Below are 16,865 nucleotides of genomic sequence, written 5' to 3'. Positions count from 1 at the left end.
TGATATTCAAAGTGCTGCACGTTATCGAGCAGGCGCCGTGCCCGACGCAAACCGGCATCGACTAGCCGGATCGGCCAGAAACTGCGCTACCGCTCCGGAGCTGGCTCAATGGGTCAAAGGAAACGATGCAGTGTCTGCTGGAAGTTCAAATGTGTTGGCGGGAATGCTGGTGCCCACGCTGATTTGCACGGCGTGTTCGGTGGTTACAAAGCTTTGCATGTTCATGGCCTGCATGCCCGGCAATGGCGTCGCGGCTGTACGCAGGTGCTCTGGCATTTTGCGGATAGCCACCAATGGCCGCCCGGTACCCGTGTGCAATGGCAGGGGAAGCAAAGTGCACTCGGGCGCAATAGGCAGTGCCACACCCCCCACCATCAGTTTGGGCGTCCATTTGCACTGTGCGGTGGTACCAGGCACCGATACGGGGTCGCCGTCTTGTGCGGGGGTTTTGCCGGGGGAGGTGCAGGCGTCTTTCAGCAACTCGCGCCGGCCTGTGCTGCTAGCCTGGTCATAGAAGGCACGCGAGACATTGCATTTGCCATCGTGTACCTCCACCGACTTGAAGAGTACGGGTAGGGGTTTGCAGCTCCCATCGCGGGTGGGTTCGAGTTTGGAGGCGTCCATGCGAACTCCGCTTACCAGTTTGGCATATCGCTTGCCCTCAAAATATTCTGCGATGCGTTCGGTATCTAGCTGGGCGATTTCCGCGTCGGTCATGGTTTCCGAAGAGGGGTCATAGGCCCAACCTTGCGCTTGGGCCACGACGGCCTTTGCTTCGAAGCAGCGCGATTGCAGCTCTTTGACCGCGGCCACAAATTTTTCAGGGTAATCGTGCCGTTTTTCCCGCACGATAACGATGCCATCTCCAGCACTGGAGGTGGTCTGCATATTGGCAAGTGCGGTGTCCGCTTTGGGTGAGCAAGCGAACAAAAAAAGTGCTGCAGTGAAAGCCGCCGCGCGAGTGCACCAGTGCCCTTTGATCAGGGGCGAGCGGAAGTTTGGTGAGGTGTTTGTCATGGGTATCCGTGAGACCGAAGCCGTCGTCGCCATTGCGTAAAAACACGGGACCTCTGCGAGGCTAACGCCCGCGCAAAAACAGCGAGTCCAACTCCTTGAGCGTGAGTTGGCGCCACGTGGGGCGGCCGTGGTTGCACTGGTCGCTGCGTTCGGTGGCTTCCATGTCGCGCAAGAGCGCGTTCATTTCTTCCAGCGTGAGCTTGCGGTTGGCGCGCACGGCGCCGTGGCAGGCCATGGTGCCCAGAATTTCGTTTTGCGCGCGCTGGATGACGGTGCTGGCGTCGTGTTGCGCCAGTTCAGCCAGTACGCTGCGAGCCAGCTCCACGGCGTCGCCTTGCGCCAGGGTGGTGGGCACGGCGCGGACGGCCAGGGTTTTGGGCGAGAAGGGGCTGATCTCCAAACCCAAGGTGTTGAGGGTGGCCACATGGGCTTCAGCCGTGGCCACTTCGTCGGGGGTGGCGGCGAAGGTGGCGGGGATGAGCAGGGGCTGGCTGGCCAGCGGGTGCACGCTGCCGTCCGGGGCGGTGAGGCTGATTTGTGTTTTCAGCCGTTCGTAGACGATGCGTTCGTGGGCGGCGTGCATGTCCACAATCACTAAGCCTTGGCCGTTTTCGGCGAGGATGTAGACGCCTTGGAGTTGGGCTATCGCGCGGCCTAATGGCCAGGCTTCTTGGTTGCCGTCGCGGTTCTGGGGCCAGGCTTCTTTGCTCGCTGGAAGGTGGGATGGCTGAGCGCTTTGCTCCGTGTCCCCCGCCCGCTGTGCGGGCTCCTCCTTGACCTGCGCAAAACGCTCAGCCATCCCGCCTTCCGGGGTGGCATTGCGTTGCCAGAGCAGGCTGATGTCATTGACGCGATGGCCGATCAGGCCTTCTTCTGCTTCAAATTTGATAGCGGGTTGCGAACTGTACATGGGCGCTACCGGCCTGTTTGGCACATAAGTACCGGGCGCGGGCAGTGCGTTGGCCTCGCTGGTGGTGCCAAACAAGCTGGGCGCTTGGGGCTGGCCCGCTGCGGTGCCTGCCGCTGCGGCGGCGCGCGGCGCGGCTAAGGTGTCTTCTACGGCGTGGCGCACGGCCTGGTGCACTTCCCGGCTGTCGCGGAAGCGTACTTCGATTTTGGTGGGGTGTACGTTCACATCCACCCGTGTCGGGTCCATGGCGACATACAGGGCGTACACCGGTTGGCGGTTGCCATGCAGCACGTCCTCATAGGCACTGCGGGCGGCGTGGGTCAGGACTTTGTCTCGCACAAAGCGACCGTTGACGTAGCAGAACTGCTGATCGCCGCGCGAGCGGGCGGCGTCGGGAACGCCGGCGCGGCCCCACACGCGCAAGGCGGGTTGGCCGGCTCCGTTGGTTTGTTTGCTGTGCCAATCCACCCGCACGCTTTGGGCTAGAAATTCAGGGTCGAGCACATCTGAGAGGCGTTGGTCGAGGGCGGCGAGCGCAGCGTCCATGGCGGCATCTGCCAGCGGCATATCGAGGCAGCGGCGCCACTGCTCGACCAGCTTGCCCTCGTGCCAGATGGCAAAGCCCACATCAGGACGGGCCAGCGCGTGGCGACGTACGGATTCGATGCAGTGCGCCAGTTCGGTGGCGTCGGTTTTGAGGAACTTGCGGCGCGCGGGGGTGCTGTAAAACAGCTCTTTGACTTCGACGGTGGTGCCCTGGCCCCGCGCGACTGGGCGCAGTTCACCGGTACGGCCGTCTAGCAAATAGGCATCATTCAGGCCGCTAGCCCTCGATAATATTGCGCAATCAGCTATGGAATTAATAGCGGCCAGTGCCTCGCCGCGAAAGCCCATAGTGGCCACGCTCTCTAGGTCGTGCAGGTTGCCGATCTTGCTGGTGGCGTGGCGCTTGAAGGCGATCGGTAGCTCATCGCGCAGGATGCCTTGGCCGTCGTCTTCCACGCTGATCAGGCGCACACCGCCGGCCAGCAGCCGCAGGGTGACTTGGGTGGCGCCTGCGTCCAGCGCGTTGTCCACGAGTTCGCGCACCACACTGGCGGGTCGCTCTACGACTTCACCCGCCGCTATCTGGCTGATCAATTCGTCCGGGAGTTCACGGATGGGGCGGCGGGGTGCGGGAGTCAGAGTTGCGTTCACATTTGTATTTTAGGCGGGCAGCATAATCCCACCTATGGAACTTATTGCTGTACTCATCGACTTCATTCTTCATGTCGACAAGCACCTTGAGGTGTTTGTCCAGACCTACGGGGCTTGGGTGTATGCCCTGCTATTCATGATCATTTTTGTGGAAACTGGCGTGGTGGTCATGCCGTTTTTACCGGGTGACTCTTTGCTCTTTGTAGTGGGCGCCATGTGCGGTGCAGGCTTGATGAGCTACCCGTTGGCCGTTGGCCTGCTGCTGGTCGCGGCCGTTTTGGGCGATCAGTGCAACTACAGCATTGGGCGCTACTTCGGGCCCAAAGTCTTTCAGTGGGAGCAGAGCCGGTTTTTCAACAAAGCGGCTTTTGACAAAGCGCACAACTTCTACGAAACCTATGGCGGGTTCACCATCATCGCCGCGCGCTTCATGCCGTTTTTGCGCACCTTTGTGCCCTTTGTGGGCGGAGTGGCGGCCATGAATCGCGCCAAATTCACCTTCTTCAATATCGTGGGTGCGGTTCTCTGGGTCGTAGGAATTTGCACCGCAGGTTACTTTTTGGGCAGCATTCCGTGGGTGAAAATGAATTTGGACAAGATTATTTGGGCGATGATATTGATCCCCGGATTGATCGTGATTGTGGGAGCACTCAAGAGCCGAACCAAACGGCCAGCTTAATCATTGACCCCTGTGCAAAAAATTGTTGTAACTTTGCTGGAGCGGCTGACGACCTATGTGTTTCCGGCGATCGCGCTGATACTCACTGTCGGATTGTTTTTTGCTGGGGATGCTGGTCCTGCTTTCAATGAAGGGCGATCTCTTAGCTTCAAGGTCTGGGAGCAGACAGATTCAACTCCCGCAGAAGGTCCTCAACTACCAATCGATCACGTAGTCTTCCGGGGCGAGTCAAGCTCATGGGATACAGGTCGCTCTACCGCGCCTTTTTGGTTCGAGTTAAGGATTCCTGATGTTGACGGTGTGGCAGCCACATTGATTGACTTTCCATCCCGACATGCAATGGGCATGGCATGTTGGGATACAGCGACTGGGCAGCGACTGGGATACAGCGAACGCCGTCAAGCCCAAGGTTTGATTGCTGGCAGTCGAGCCGGTTTTTCGTTGGAAGTCTTTCCAGTTTTGCGCGGTGCTGTCGTGCTGTGTCGGGCCAGCTTCAGAGGACCTGCGAAGATTTCGGCACGACTCTGGAGTTCGGATGAATTGGGCCGCGCGCAGCTATCGCACCGCAACACTGGAGTGATGATTGAAGCGGCCATTGGCGTTCTGGCCATATTCATGCTGCTCACTGCATTCGTTAATTCGAGTGCCCTTTACCTTGCATTTGTTGGAGGATTGGTCCTCAACATGAGGATGGCATCCCTCTCTGTGGGTACCGATTTCTACTTCCTCGGCATGGAAGTTCCGATTGACTACTTGATCCCCATGCGCCAGTGGACGCTTTGCTTGTACTTCGCCAACACGGTGGGATTGTTCTATGTGTTGTTCAAGCAAGAGCTCAGAACGCTCAAAGTAAAGTGGCCACTGACATTGCTCTTTCTTCAGTCACTAGCCTTTTTGATTTTGGCGCCGGTGGTGCCTTACGAGAGTTTGCTGCCGCCCCTTTGGGTTGCGACCTTTGCCGGGATCGTAGTGATATCGGCCTATGTTTTCCTGATATTGCGCAACACCCATTCAAGAGTGGCTGCCTGGTATGGCGCATCTATTTTCTTGACTCTGATCGCAACACTGAATGAGGTCTTTATTGCTGCCACTGGACAGCGCACTTTTGAGTACGGCCTCAACAGCGTGACAGCAGCGATAGGGTCGGCGCTCCTTGCATCTGCCGCTGTAGCTGAGCATATGCGGACCCATCGGCTGCAAAATTTGCGGGCTCAACGGTTGCTTGAGGCGGCGTACCAAGACTCACCAATCGGGTTGTTTTCGGTAACCCATGGGACGCAAATTTCGAAAACAAATCCGGCCTTTGAGTCGATGGTTGCTGCTCTGGGTGCGTTGCGTAAAGCAGATCTCTCAGACTTGTTTGATAGCGAAGTGCAGACACGTATCGCTTCTTTGCGATGCGCGCGTGAAGGCGGAGTGTTGGAGTTGCAAACCAGCATTGAGTCCAAGGACCTCGCCGACAAAAAGTGGTTCTCATTGAGAGCGTCCACGGCAGACGGAGCCATTGTCGAATGCTCTTTGGTAGATATAACGACCCAAGTCTCAGCTACTGAGCGTCTCGAATATCTGGCAGGCCACGACCCCTTGACCGGTTGTTTGAACCTGCGGGGACTGATTCAAGAGACGGAGCGCATTACTCAGCGCCCATGTGGTTTGGCTTACTTTGACTTGGATCGATTTAAGCTGATCAACGATTTGTACGGGCACAGCGCCGGAGATCAAGTGCTCACCCAAGTGACTGAGCGCATGCGTGGCGTTCTACATCACACTGATGTGCTGGCCCGTATTGGTGGTGATGAGTTTGTGATTGTCTTTTTTGAAGGCACGATCAATACATGCGAGGCGAAATGCAACACGATCGCCACGTTGATAGCGGCCTCTCCCTTTCAGATCGAAACGCAGAGCTTTGAACTGGATATTTCTGCGGGATTGGTGGGCACAGACCAGTTCAAGTCGACTGATTTGAAAGGATTGGTTTCTGCAGCTGACATGTTGTGTCGTATGGCGAAGAAGCGCCCCCGGCAGCACATGGTGGTGATGAAGTCGGATGACCGCTTCTTGCAACAGCATCAGGATGAATTGGATTTGATCAATTGCCTGGAGCGTGGAGAAACACCCGAGGGTCTATTCCTCGTGATGCAGCCGGAAATTTCTTTCAGTCGGCCTTTTGATTCCTTGAATTTCGAGGTGCTTGTTCGACTGCGTAAATCCAACGGCGATGTAGTCCCGGCCGGCACGATCATCGAAGCGGCGGAGGCGCATGGCAAAACCGCCATCATTGATCGGTGGGTCGTGGGAACGACCGTGCGATGGATAGAAGCGCATGCGCATCAATTGTTAACCACGCGTTTTGTTGGTGTGAATCTGTCGGGCGGCTCATTAAACGACGAAGCTTTTACGCAAGAGCTTTTTGCCTTGTTTGAGCAACATCCTGTGGCGCTCGAAAAGCTCTGTATTGAAATCACTGAAACGGTGGCGATTACCGACATGAGGAAGATGCAACATTTCATCGATCGCGTCCGGGCTATGGGTGGCAAAGTAGCCCTTGACGATTTCGGCGCAGGGTATTCGTCCTTCGGCTATTTGAAGGAGTTGTCCGTAGACTCGTTAAAGCTCGATGGTTCCTTGGTGCGTGATGCCGTACGCATTCATGCCGGGCAAGCCATCATTGTGGCGATTGGTGGATTGGTGCGGAATTTAGGGATGAAATCTGTCGGGGAGTTCGCGGAGGATCTCCCTACCATCAAAGTTCTTTTTGATGCCGGAATCGACTATGCGCAAGGTTACGGGATCAGCAGGCCCGTGTCGCCAGAGGAAATCCTCGCGGCCTCCAGTGGCGCAGATTTCATTCAAGACGAAGCAATCCTGGCCTTCTTTGAGTCGATACAAGACAACGAATCCGCCTCGATGCCTTTGTTTCGCGATTCGCGCCGCGACTGATCAAAAGCCCGTCACTGTGCCCGGGCTGAATATTGATTTGGCAAGTTGACGGCTTTTATCTTCATTGACTGAGGCTGTTTGCAGTGCCGGCAACGGTCGCGACATGCGATCTGTTGGCCGGTGGCAATACTTGCGTGTCCGAGCACATCCACAGTTTGTCTGACAAATCTTTCGCACCGGATAAATCAATATCGGGATGGATTTGCTCAAAGAAAAAGTCCGTGTGTGGCTGCTGGGCCGCTACGTAGATTTCGCGGGCTCGTTCTGGCGCGAGGTACATCACCCGGTGCGGTACCCCGCCAGTGAAGGTCATGGGGTAGAAGGCACCTGTTTGTCCCACGTCTGTGAAGAGTAGGCTTTCGTAAATGCGATCGACCGGCCGCCGACCCGTTGCCATCATCAAATCCACTTTTTGAGCGAGGCAGTATCGGTGGAAGGCTTTAAACAGCGCAGCCCGGACCAAGGATGATCCTGCGGTCCCCTTGATGCAAAGTCGTGTGGATTCAACCATTCGTTGGCCGCGGAAATCAGCAGATAAACGCAAAGACATCTGCAACGGCAACGGCTCCATCACGTTGGAATGCGTCCGCAAGGTGCCCAGAACGGTGCCATCCAATTTGGAGGTGGCCAGAAACACTTCGCAGCCGTAGGCAAAGTCGGCGGCTTCTGGCTCTCGCAGTTTGGCGCCCAATTCCGGCAGGTGTTTGCCATAAGAGGCTGCGCGCAGCTGAATGACGCCGTCCATCTGCGCCTCGGTGGCAATTTCTACCTTGAAGGGCAACAATTCGGTTCGTGCAACCGCTGCTTGAATTCTCTCTACCAGAGCCATGACAACCTCCTTCGAATGAGTGACTGAAAGGCTCAGTTTAGGGTTGTTACTTGGTTCCAGCCGATGAATGAAGCAAGGTTTAGCCGACTATCTCCACACCAAAAATACATAAATCATTACGCCAAATGGCGATTTTTGCGTTTTAACTGGTGGTGCGGTTGCGTGCGAGGGGTGGGTTTTTGGCGAAGTAGCCTTCGATGCCGCGCATCAAGGCATCAGCCAGGCGGTTTTGGTATTCGTCGCTGTTGAGTTTGATCTCTTCGCTGGGGTTGCTGATGAATGCAGCCTCGACCAGCACACTCGGAATGTCAGGCGCCTTGAGCACTGCAAACGCGGCTTGTTCAACTTTGGGTTTGTGCAGTTTGCCGACCCGTTTAATCTCGCCTAGCAGGTTGCCGCCGAGTTTCAGGCTGTCATTGATCTGTGCAGTGGTGCTCATGTCGAGCAAGGCGCGCTGCACCGTAGCATCTTTGGCCTTGACGTTGAGGCCACCGATCAAGTCCGCTTTGTTTTCTTTGGCCGCCATCCATCGGGCAGCGCTACTCGTTGCGCCCCCTTGGCTCAACGCGAACACGCTGGCCCCTTGAGGGTCCGGGGTGAAAAACGCATCGGCATGGATGCTGATGAACAAGTCTGCCTGCACCCGCCGGGCTTTTTGCACCCGGGTGCTCAGGGGCACAAAGAAGTCGGCATCACGGGTCAGGAACGCGCGCATGGCGTTGCCGTTAACGCTGGCGGCGTTGATCCGTTCGCGCAGGAGGTGCGCGAGTTTGAGCACCACGTCTTTTTCCCGGGTACCGCCGGGGCCGATGGCGCCGGGGTCCTCGCCACCATGCCCGGGATCCAGGGCAATGATGATCAGCCGGTCGGTCGGCGTGCTGGCCTTTTCCGTGGTTTGAGGATCTTTTGTGCCTCCAGCACTCGTGGAATCTGCGCGGGTTGCTCCTGATTTGATAGCGCCTATTGGTTGCAGGGTGCTGCTGGCAGCGGTAGCCGGCACAGGGGGGCGCTGGGTGTGCTGGGCAATCAGGGCGTCCAGGGGATCTTGTGCCGCTGCCTTGGACTGCTGAACAGCTTTGGCCTCGTTGGCACGGTCGGTGATCAGGGCATCAAGGGGGTCGACCTCGGCCAGTGGGTACAGGTCCAGCACCAAGCGGTGCTGGTAAGCCGCCACAGGCGCCAGGCTGAACACTTGCGGCCGTATCGGGTGCTTCAAGTCGACCACCAGGCGCACGATGTCAGGGGTGAATTGCCCGACGCGGATGCCTGCGATGTTCGGGTCATCCGCCTTCACTTTGGCGACCAGCTCTTTGAGCGCCGGGTTCAAACTGATGCCCTGAATATCCACCGCCAGCCGTGGCGGGTTGGGCACAAATAGCTGTTTGGCGCTGAGTGCGGAGTCGGACTCGATGGTCACCCGCGAATACTCTGGTGCAGGCCATACCCGCACAGTCATGATGGCGGCACCCTTGGCGAGCTCGGCGGAGCCCAGTGTCAAGACCAGACTACCGGCTTGCAGCAGGGTGCGGCGCCTCAAGCCCGAGCTCCTTGGGCTGCTTGGATGAGTAGCAGGCCCGCAGGGGTGCCTGCAGTCAGGCGCACCTCGCGGCGGCTGTCATCCAAGGTGTGCAAATGCAGGGTGACATCAGCCACCGGCAGCATGCTGGCCGCCTTGTCCGGCCACTCGGCCAGCTTGAGGCCGGGGCTGGCAAAAATATCGCGGAAACCGGCTTCTTCCCATTCCCGCGGGTCATTGAAACGGTAGAAGTCAAAGTGCCAGATGTTCAGCTCAGGCAGCTCGTAGGGCTCTACCACTGCGTAGGTCGGGCTTTTGATGCGGCCAGTCACCCCTAGTGCTTGCAGCAGGTGGCGCACCAAGGTGGTTTTACCGGCCCCCAAATCACCGTGCAGTGCAATAAATGCGTTTGTGATGGATGGCGCGCGGGCCCACTGCTGCGCAAAGGCGACAGTGTCGGATTCATCAGCCCATTCCAAGACGATGCTCGGGGCCGCGCTTTCTACAATCGGGTGGTGACGATCAACAGCACTCAAATCAAGGCTCAATTCGATGGCGACGAAATGGTCGCTCAGATACAGGGCTGGGCCCGGGAACTCGGATTCTCCCAAATTGGCGTGGCCGGTGTGGATTTGTCCTCCGCTGAGGCCGGATTATTAGCGTGGTTGTCGCACGGTTTCCACGGTGGCATGGGCTACATGGCGCATCACGGGCTGAAACGCGCCCGTCCGGCCGAGTTGGTGCCCGGCACGGTGAGTGTGATTACTGCGCGCATGGACTACCTGCCCCGCGGCACAGAAGACGGCTGGGCCGACGCCGAGCTGGCCCGTTTGCAACGCCCGGGTGAGGGCATTGTGTCGGTCTACGCACGCGGCCGGGACTATCACAAGGTCTTGCGCAACCGCCTCCAACAATTGGCCGACCGCATGGCAGCCCATATGGGCCCCCTGGGTTACCGGGTGTTTACCGACAGCGCGCCGGTGCTGGAGGCTGAGCTGGCCAGCCGCAGCGGGCAGGGCTGGCGTGGCAAGCATACCTTGCTGCTCAACCGCGAAGCGGGGTCGATGTTTTTTCTGGGCGAGGTGTATCTGGATGTAGCACTTCCGCCGAGTGCGCCGGTCGAGGCGCACTGTGGCAGTTGCAGCGCCTGTATCAGTGCCTGCCCGACGCAGGCTATCGTGGCCCCCCACCGCTTGGATGCGCGGCGCTGCGTGTCTTACCTGACCATCGAACACGATGGCCCGATTCCGCTCGAGATGCGCCCCCTGATTGGCAACCGCATTTACGGTTGTGACGACTGCCAGCTGGTGTGCCCTTGGAACAAGTTTGCCAAGCGCAGCACCTTGCCCGACTTTGATGCCCGGCATGGCCTCACCGGCAGTGCATTGGCCACGCTGATGGACTGGACCGAAGACACCTTTTTGCGCAATACCGAAGGCAGCCCGATCAGGCGCATCGGTCATGTGCGCTGGCTGCGCAATGTAGCGGTGGCCGTGGGCAATGCCTTGCAGGGCAGTGCGCTCTCGGCACCTGAGCGTGCGATGCTGGTCCAGTCCTTGCAGCGCCGCATCAGCCATCCAGACCCTCTGGTGCAAGAACATGTGCACTGGGCGCTGCAGTCCCAGGTCTCGATCCCAACACTCTCTGGAAACTTGCCATGACGACCCCTTACGACCTGCTCATCATCGATCCACAAAACGATTTTCTAGACATTGCCGGAGCCGCTTTGCCGGTGCCGGGTGCCGCCGCGGACATGCAGCGCCTGGCCGATTGGTTGGTGCCCCACGCCGCCCAGGTGCGCAGCATCACTGTCACCCTCGATTCCCACGCCAGCGTGGGCGTCGAGCGCACTACGTTTTGGTTGCAGTCCAACGGCGAGCCGGTCGCACCGTTCACCGTGATCACCGCGGCAGACCTAGCCTGCGGCCAATTCAAACCGCGCAATCCGGCGCTGCAGGCCGAGGTGCAGGCCTACCTGCACGCCTTGGAGGCCACCGGCCAACGCCAACTCGTAGTCTGGCCGGTGCACTGCGTGCTGGGTACCTGGGGCCACAACATTCACACCGGCTTGAGCGAGGCTTTAGCCGCTTGGGAGCTGGCGACCGGCCAGATCGTGCACAAGGTGCTCAAGGGACAGAACCCTCTCACCGAACAGTACAGCGCGTTTAAAGCAGAGGTTCCCCGGGCGGATGATGCGCGTACGAAGCTGAATCAGCCTCTGGTTCAATCGCTGTCTGCGCAGGGTGCTACCCTTTTGATAGCAGGCGAGGCCATGAGCCATTGCGTGGCCGCTTCGGTATCTGACTTGATGGAGGTCCTGCCCGCTGGGCGCTTGGCCGAGTTGGTGTTGTTGACCGATTGCATGAGCCCGGTGTCGGGCTTTGAAACTGCGGCTCAAGACTTCATGGTGCGCGCTCGTGCTGCAGGCCTGCAGGCAACGACGCTCAGCACCTTGGCTTGACTCAGCGCGGCAGTCCGTCAAACACGTCCATTGGTGTCCAAGCGGCCGGCAAGCGGATGTTGACGCCTTCAGCGGCGCCTTGTTGCTCCAGGAACGCCATGGACGCCTCAAAGTCGTCCAGAGGGCGGGGCATGGGCTGCATGGGTTGTGCGGAGGGAATCCAGAAGTCGTCCCAATGGATGGGGATGACCCGGCGGGCACCCACGGTGCGCACGGTTTCATTCCAATAGGCGAGTTTGTGTTCGGGGCTGCGCGGGCCCATGGCACCAATTCCGAGAAGCACCACATCGGCGCGCACATCTTGCAGCGCGCCGGGTACAAAGCCTGCAGTGCCCGTGATCAGCAAGGTGCGGCCCTCGTGCGCTATGTGCATGGCGTAGCTTTGGCCCTCGAGATAGTCGGTAGCCCGCACCGGAGGCTTTAATGGCTGCTCAATCACGCCCCCGGTAAAGCCGGTGGGTGTGTGCAGAGCGGGGTAGAGCGTGATGGTGAACCGGCCGAAGTGGTATGGGGTGTGGAGCTGGACCAGCTTCATGCGATCAGCTGGCAGCCCCCAGCCCTGGCCCACCATCATGGTGGAGCCTGAACCCATCAACAGTGCGCCGGTTTGGCGCGCCACTTCGGGCGCGTCCATGGCATGGTCGTAGTGCGAGTGCAGCGGAATCACAGCGGCCAAGCGACTCGCACTCCCGGTAATGCCAGCGCGTTGCAAGCCCTTAGTGATGGCCTGCACGTCGGGCTCCACCTTGCGCAAGAAAACAGTGAGTTTGTCGGGGCGCGAGAAAAAGCCGTCCGTCAATAGGGCCGTCTCGCCGTCGTCCAGCAACACGGTGGCAACGCCCAAAAACCGGACTTTGAGTGGCGCAAGCGGCTCGGATGCAGTGGGCCAGCGCAAAGACTGAACACCTCCCATGCCGGGTGGGTGACTCAGCAGCCAAGCCAGTGTGCTGGCTCCGATTACCAGCCACAGCACCAAGGTGCCAAGGATCCATTTGATACGCATACGCCCAGTCTAGGCGCTACGCGCGGGTCCGGCTATCGGGTGTTGCGCTGCAAAGCCCACCATTCCAATGCGCCTTGTAAAACAGCCATCGTCAGCGCCAGCCCTTGGAAGGCCCGGCGACGCATCGCCGGGGTACCGCGCCGCGTCATACCTCGATCAACGCGATGGGGGCTAGCCACTCATCGTCGAACAATTCATCCAACAGTCGTTGCAAGCCCAGCAGTTTGAGGATCATGACAGCTCCCGGTTACGTTTTGCTGAAATGAATTTAGGTCTTTTGTGTGACGCTTTGATGGCAGTGTGGTGGACGCGCCGCAGGGCTTTGAAAGCGTGTCATGGGCCGCTAAGCTCGTGAATAACAGGAGACTTTGTGCCATCCACCAACTTGCCCGCGCTGGCAGAACTCGACCGGATATTGCAGCTTGCAGGTGACCGTGTGGAGGTGCGTGTGATGCACCAAGTCGCATCCGAGAGTGGGGCCTTGCCGGTCTATGCGATTGCTATGGGGAACCCGTCCCCCGAGGTGCCCGCCATTGGTTTTTTTGGCGGGGTGCATGGGCTGGAACGCATTGGTACCGAGGTGGTGCTCGCCTTTCTGGCCAGCTTGGTGCAGCGCATGGCGTGGGACCATACCTTGCACCAGCAATTGCAAACCATGCGCATGGTGTTCATGCCCTTGGTCAATCCCGGGGGCATGTTGCGTGGCACGCGGGCCAACACCGCAGGAGTAGATCTGATGCGCAATGCCCCGATTGACGCCTTGGAGCCGGTGCCCGCTTGGGTCGGTGGCCAGCGTGTCAGTGCCAAGCTGCCGTGGTACCGCGGAGCGCTCTCTGCGCCCATGCAGCCCGAAGCTCAAGCGCTGTGCGATGTAGTGGAGTCAGAGTTGACGCACCGCGCATTCAGTATCTCTATCGACTGCCATTCCGGCTTCGGGGTGCGGGACCGCCTGTGGTTTCCCTATGCGCACACGCGCCAGCCCATCACGCATCTGGCAGAAATGTATGTGCTGCAGCGCATGTACCGGCAGAGTTACAGCCACCACCCCTATGTGTTTGAGCCTCAGAGCCTGCAGTACCTGACCCATGGCGATTTGTGGGACCACTTGCACACCCGATTGGAAGATCCCGCCCGGCAGGTGTTTCTGCCTTTGACACTCGAGATGGGTTCTTGGCTCTGGATCAAAAAGAATCCCCGGCAACTATTCAGCCGATATGGAATTTTTAATCCTTTGATCGGGCACCGCCAGGAGCGGGTGTTACGGCGCCATATGGCGCTGCTGGATTTCGTCTCGCGTGCCGCCTGCAGCGCGCAGAGTTGGTTGCCCCAAGGTAGCTACCGACATGCGATGCACGCCGAGGCCTTGCAGCGCTGGTACGAGTAGGGTTACAGCCCGCGCAACACCCCAAGAGCAAACGGCAAACTCACTACGCCCAGCAGGGTGGAGATCGTCACCAGGCCCGCTACATAGGCGCCGTCGTAGCCCATGCGTGCCGCCAGTACATAGCAGCTAGAGGCGGTGGGCAAGGCGGAAAACGCCAGCAAAATCGTGGTCTGTGTTGGGTCTAGGCCGAAGAGTTTGGAAACCCCCCACGCCATGGCAGGCGTAATGACATGGCGGATGGCCAGCACCGCCACTGCCAAGGTCTTGGCCCGTGCCAATGCGCCGAATTGCATGCCTGCGCCGGCCGCCATCAGGCCCATCGCCAGAGAGGCCGCGCCCAAGCGGGCGACGGTGGGCTCCAGCCACACCGGCATTTGAAAGCCCAGCAGGTTGCTGATCAGCCCTCCGACCGTCGCAATGATGAGCGGGTTGCGGACCAGCTCACTGAGAAAACTCCGTTGGGCATGCCGCGCCATCGGCCACACAGCCGCCACATTGAACAAAGGCACACAAACCCCGATCAACACCGCAATCAGCTGCAGACCCTGTGGGCCCGCCAGGCGCTCAGCAATTGCCAGGCCAACAAAAGAGTTGAAGCGGAAGGCGATTTGCGCATTCGCGGCATGATCCGGGCCGCTGATATGGCGTCGCAACCCGGGCAGGTGGGGCAACACATAAGCCAGGCCGATAGCCGCGACCCCGAGTGCCCAGCCTGCGCCCATCAGCCGCGAGGCGACTTGCAGATCTAGCGGGCTTTTGACGATGGAGTGAAACAACAGAACCGGAAACAGCAGGTAGTACACCAAGGCCTCGACCTTCTCCCACAGGGGGCGGTTGAGCTGGGTGTAGCGGCAGACCAGGTAGCCGAGGAGAATGAGCGAAAAGTCGGGGAAAAGTAGCTGGGCGTAATTCACGCGGGTGAGCATATCAGCAGCCTAATGGTTCCACCGCATAGACCCGAGCCCTTGTGTCGCAGTACCATCGCAGAAGAGCACACTCGCCGGGTTTGCTTGGCTTTTTATTACGGAGACTACATGTTGAAACGTCGTTTGATTCTGGCCTGCAGCCTCGTCGCTGCCTCTGGTGTGAGCATGGCCCAGACCTACCCCAATAAATTGATCAAGTTGCAGGTGCCGTTTGCTCCCGGCGGCACCTCCGACATCATTGCTCGCATCATTGCCGACCCTTTGGGCAAAGTGCTGGGCCAGAGCGTCATTGTGGAAAACAAGGCCGGTGGTGGTGGCGTAGTCGGAGCCAACGAAACCGCCAAATCAACCCCCGATGGTTACTCGCTGGGTATTGCCACCGTGTCTACGGTGGCTGCAAACCCTGCCATTAACCCGAAAAACCCCTACAACCCGCTCACCGATTTCTCGCCCATCATCAACATTGCGGCCACGCCCAATGTGATCGCGGTGCATCCCACGTTCCCAGCCAAAGACTACAAAGCGTTTCTGGCTGAGATCAAGAAAAATCCGGGTAAGTATTCCTATGCATCGTCAGGCACCGGGGGTATTGGTCACATGCAGACCGAGTTGTTCAAGAGCTTGACCGGCGCTTTCATCACCCACATTCCCTACCGCGGTGCAGGCCCGGCATTGAACGATACCGTGGGAGGGCAAGTGCCCCTGATTTTCGACAATCTGCCCTCTGCATTGCCGTTTATCAATTCCAACAAGTTGGTCCCCATTGTGGTGGCTGCGCCGCAGCGCTTGAGCCAGTTGCCCAACGTGCCCACCTTTAAAGAGGTGGGGCTGGAGCCTGTGAACCGCATGGCGTTTTATGGCATCTACGGCCCCAAAGGATTGCCCAAAGACGTGATCGACAAAATCAATGCCGGCGTGAAAAAAGTGCTGGAGGACCCAGCGGTGCGCAAACGCATTGAGGACACCGGCTCCCTGGTGGTTGGCAATTCACCCGAGCAGTTTGCGGACCAGATCAAGGCGGAATTTGAGGTCTACAAAAAAGTCGTGGACTCTGCCAAGCTGCGTCTGGATTGATCATGGAAGACACCGCATCGGTGGATGCATTCATCGATGCGTTGTGGCTCGAAGAAGGCCTCTCCAAGAATACCTTGGAGGCCTACCGGCGAGATCTCTGCTTGTTTGCGGCATCGCTCAAGGGGCGGCCGTTGGTGCAAACCCAAGAGCATGATGTACAGGCCTATTTTGCGGCCAGGCATGCCGAAACCAAAGCCACCACTGCCAACCGGCGGCTGACAGTTTTCAAACGCTACTTTCGCTGGGCCTTACGCGAAAAGCATATTGCCCAAGACCCGACCCTCAAGCTGCAGGCTGCCAAGCAGGCGCTGCGGGTTCCCAAAACCTTGAGCGAAGCGCAAGTGGAAGCGCTTTTGAATGCGCCGGATACCGGTGAGGCACTAGGTATCCGGGACAAGACCATGTTGGAGCTGATGTACGCCAGCGGTCTGCGCGTGAGCGAGCTGGTAGCTCTGCGCATAACGCAGCTCGGGCTCAATGAGGGTGTACTGCGGGTCGTGGGCAAGGGTTCCAAAGAGCGTTTGGTGCCTTTTGGAGAGGTAGCGGGGCTCTGGTTGCAGCGGTACCTGCAAGGGCCGCGCGCAGAGCTTTTGGCCGGACGGCAAAGCGAAGATGTGTTTGTGACTGTGCGTGGTGCCAAGGCGGGCAGCGCGATGTCACGCATCATGTTTTGGGGGCTCGTGAAGCGCTATGCACTGATGGCAGGTATTCGCAGCCCAATGTCACCGCACACCCTGCGGCATGCATTTGCCACCCATTTGCTCAACCATGGGGCGGATCTACGCGCCGTGCAGATGCTTCTGGGCCATGCCGACATTTCCACCACGACTATTTACACCCACGTGGCCCGAGATCGGTTGGCTGCGCTGCACGCCCAGCACCACCCTCGCGGGTAGTGGCTCGGGGACCCCGGGGTGGGCGTGGTCCCG

General features: G+C 58.9%; 14 protein-coding genes. 7 read left to right on the top strand and 7 right to left on the bottom strand.

What is annotated here, in order from left to right; translation table 11 throughout:
• Nucleotides 1-105 precede the first annotated feature (105 nt).
• Nucleotides 106-1,017: a hypothetical protein gene (locus tag U5L73_RS14000; RefSeq protein ID WP_322562916.1), complete on the bottom strand. Its 912-nt coding sequence runs from the start codon at nucleotides 1,015-1,017 to the stop codon at nucleotides 106-108.
• A 61-nt stretch (nucleotides 1,018-1,078) separates the two neighbouring features.
• Nucleotides 1,079-3,124 (bottom strand): DNA mismatch repair endonuclease MutL, encoded by a 2,046-nt coding sequence (mutL, locus tag U5L73_RS13995; protein WP_322562915.1) that lies wholly within the window; start codon nucleotides 3,122-3,124, stop codon nucleotides 1,079-1,081.
• Nucleotides 3,125-3,158: 34 nt separating this feature from the next.
• Here mutL and U5L73_RS13990 point away from each other — a divergent pair, with 34 nt between their 5' ends.
• Both U5L73_RS13990 and U5L73_RS13985 read left to right on the top strand, forming a co-directional pair.
• Entirely contained in the window at nucleotides 3,159-3,803 is a 645-nt protein-coding gene (locus tag U5L73_RS13990; protein WP_322562914.1) for a VTT domain-containing protein, read from the top strand.
• A gap of 12 nt (nucleotides 3,804-3,815) precedes the next feature.
• The gene (locus tag U5L73_RS13985; RefSeq protein WP_322562913.1) at nucleotides 3,816-6,743 is read left to right on the top strand and encodes a putative bifunctional diguanylate cyclase/phosphodiesterase; all 2,928 of its coding nucleotides are present in this window, start codon (nucleotides 3,816-3,818) and stop codon (nucleotides 6,741-6,743) included.
• Nucleotides 6,744-6,804: 61 nt separating this feature from the next.
• On the opposite strand, the gene U5L73_RS13980 is transcribed toward U5L73_RS13985, so the two are convergent.
• The 3 genes from U5L73_RS13980 to tsaE all read right to left on the bottom strand — a co-directional run bounded on the left by U5L73_RS13980 (nucleotide 6,805) and on the right by tsaE (nucleotide 9,624).
• Entirely contained in the window at nucleotides 6,805-7,572 is a 768-nt protein-coding gene (locus U5L73_RS13980; RefSeq protein WP_322562912.1) for an N-acyl amino acid synthase FeeM domain-containing protein, read from the bottom strand.
• 142 nt (nucleotides 7,573-7,714) lie between these two features.
• Nucleotides 7,715-9,109, bottom strand: coding sequence for an N-acetylmuramoyl-L-alanine amidase (locus U5L73_RS13975; RefSeq protein ID WP_322562911.1), 1,395 nt, complete (start codon nucleotides 9,107-9,109; stop codon nucleotides 7,715-7,717).
• A complete protein-coding gene (tsaE, locus tag U5L73_RS13970) occupies nucleotides 9,106-9,624 on the bottom strand; it encodes a tRNA (adenosine(37)-N6)-threonylcarbamoyltransferase complex ATPase subunit type 1 TsaE (RefSeq protein WP_416221316.1) in 519 nt (172 codons plus the stop codon). The genes U5L73_RS13975 and tsaE overlap by 4 nt, the downstream gene beginning before the upstream one ends.
• Before the next feature lie 27 nt (nucleotides 9,625-9,651).
• Between tsaE and queG the strand changes: the two genes are divergently transcribed.
• On the top strand, nucleotides 9,652-10,749 hold the full coding sequence (queG, locus tag U5L73_RS13965) for a tRNA epoxyqueuosine(34) reductase QueG (protein WP_322563516.1): 1,098 nt from the start codon (nucleotides 9,652-9,654) through the stop codon (nucleotides 10,747-10,749).
• Entirely contained in the window at nucleotides 10,746-11,549 is an 804-nt protein-coding gene (locus tag U5L73_RS13960) for an isochorismatase family protein (protein WP_322562910.1), read from the top strand. Before queG ends, U5L73_RS13960 begins: the two co-directional genes overlap by 4 nt.
• A 1-nt stretch (nucleotide 11,550) precedes the next feature.
• On the opposite strand, the gene U5L73_RS13955 is transcribed toward U5L73_RS13960, so the two are convergent.
• Nucleotides 11,551-12,552 (bottom strand): MBL fold metallo-hydrolase, encoded by a 1,002-nt coding sequence (locus U5L73_RS13955; protein WP_322562909.1) that lies wholly within the window; start codon nucleotides 12,550-12,552, stop codon nucleotides 11,551-11,553.
• Between the two features lie 370 nt (nucleotides 12,553-12,922).
• On the opposite strand from U5L73_RS13955, the gene U5L73_RS13950 reads away from it, so the two are divergent.
• On the top strand, nucleotides 12,923-13,936 hold the full coding sequence (locus tag U5L73_RS13950) for a M14 family zinc carboxypeptidase (protein WP_322562908.1): 1,014 nt from the start codon (nucleotides 12,923-12,925) through the stop codon (nucleotides 13,934-13,936).
• A gap of 2 nt (nucleotides 13,937-13,938) precedes the next feature.
• Here the strand turns inward: U5L73_RS13950 and U5L73_RS13945 are convergent, their stop codons facing one another.
• A complete protein-coding gene (locus tag U5L73_RS13945) occupies nucleotides 13,939-14,862 on the bottom strand; it encodes an AEC family transporter (RefSeq protein ID WP_322562907.1) in 924 nt (307 codons plus the stop codon).
• A gap of 108 nt (nucleotides 14,863-14,970) precedes the next feature.
• On the opposite strand from U5L73_RS13945, the gene U5L73_RS13940 reads away from it, so the two are divergent.
• Together U5L73_RS13940 and xerD are read left to right on the top strand one after the other, a co-directional pair.
• On the top strand, nucleotides 14,971-15,936 hold the full coding sequence (locus U5L73_RS13940; protein ID WP_322562906.1) for a tripartite tricarboxylate transporter substrate binding protein BugE: 966 nt from the start codon (nucleotides 14,971-14,973) through the stop codon (nucleotides 15,934-15,936).
• On the top strand, nucleotides 15,933-16,832 hold the full coding sequence (gene xerD / locus U5L73_RS13935; RefSeq protein WP_416221315.1) for a site-specific tyrosine recombinase XerD: 900 nt from the start codon (nucleotides 15,933-15,935) through the stop codon (nucleotides 16,830-16,832). The genes U5L73_RS13940 and xerD overlap by 4 nt, the downstream gene beginning before the upstream one ends.
• Nucleotides 16,833-16,865: the final 33 nt, after the last annotated feature.

The sequence above is a fragment of the Rhodoferax sp. genome, from assembly GCF_034520025.1.
Taxonomy (GTDB): domain Bacteria; phylum Pseudomonadota; class Gammaproteobacteria; order Burkholderiales; family Burkholderiaceae_C; genus Allorhodoferax.
This window is presented reverse-complemented; position numbering and strand designations above follow the sequence as displayed.

Bases quoted from the DNA above. Each gene is read 5' to 3' on its own strand.
- U5L73_RS13945 (WP_322562907.1), bottom strand. From the start codon at position 14,862: ATGCTCACCCGCGTGAATTACGCCCAGCTACTTTTCCCCGACTTTTCG.
- U5L73_RS13990 (WP_322562914.1), top strand. From the start codon at position 3,159: ATGGAACTTATTGCTGTACTCATCGACTTCATTCTTCATGTCGACAAG.
- U5L73_RS13980 (WP_322562912.1), bottom strand. From the start codon at position 7,572: ATGGCTCTGGTAGAGAGAATTCAAGCAGCGGTTGCACGAACCGAATTG.
- U5L73_RS13940 (WP_322562906.1), top strand. From the start codon at position 14,971: ATGTTGAAACGTCGTTTGATTCTGGCCTGCAGCCTCGTCGCTGCCTCT.
- U5L73_RS13960 (WP_322562910.1), top strand. From the start codon at position 10,746: ATGACGACCCCTTACGACCTGCTCATCATCGATCCACAAAACGATTTT.
- U5L73_RS13955 (WP_322562909.1), bottom strand. From the start codon at position 12,552: ATGCGTATCAAATGGATCCTTGGCACCTTGGTGCTGTGGCTGGTAATC.
- U5L73_RS14000 (WP_322562916.1), bottom strand. From the start codon at position 1,017: ATGACAAACACCTCACCAAACTTCCGCTCGCCCCTGATCAAAGGGCAC.
- queG (WP_322563516.1), top strand. From the start codon at position 9,652: ATGGTCGCTCAGATACAGGGCTGGGCCCGGGAACTCGGATTCTCCCAA.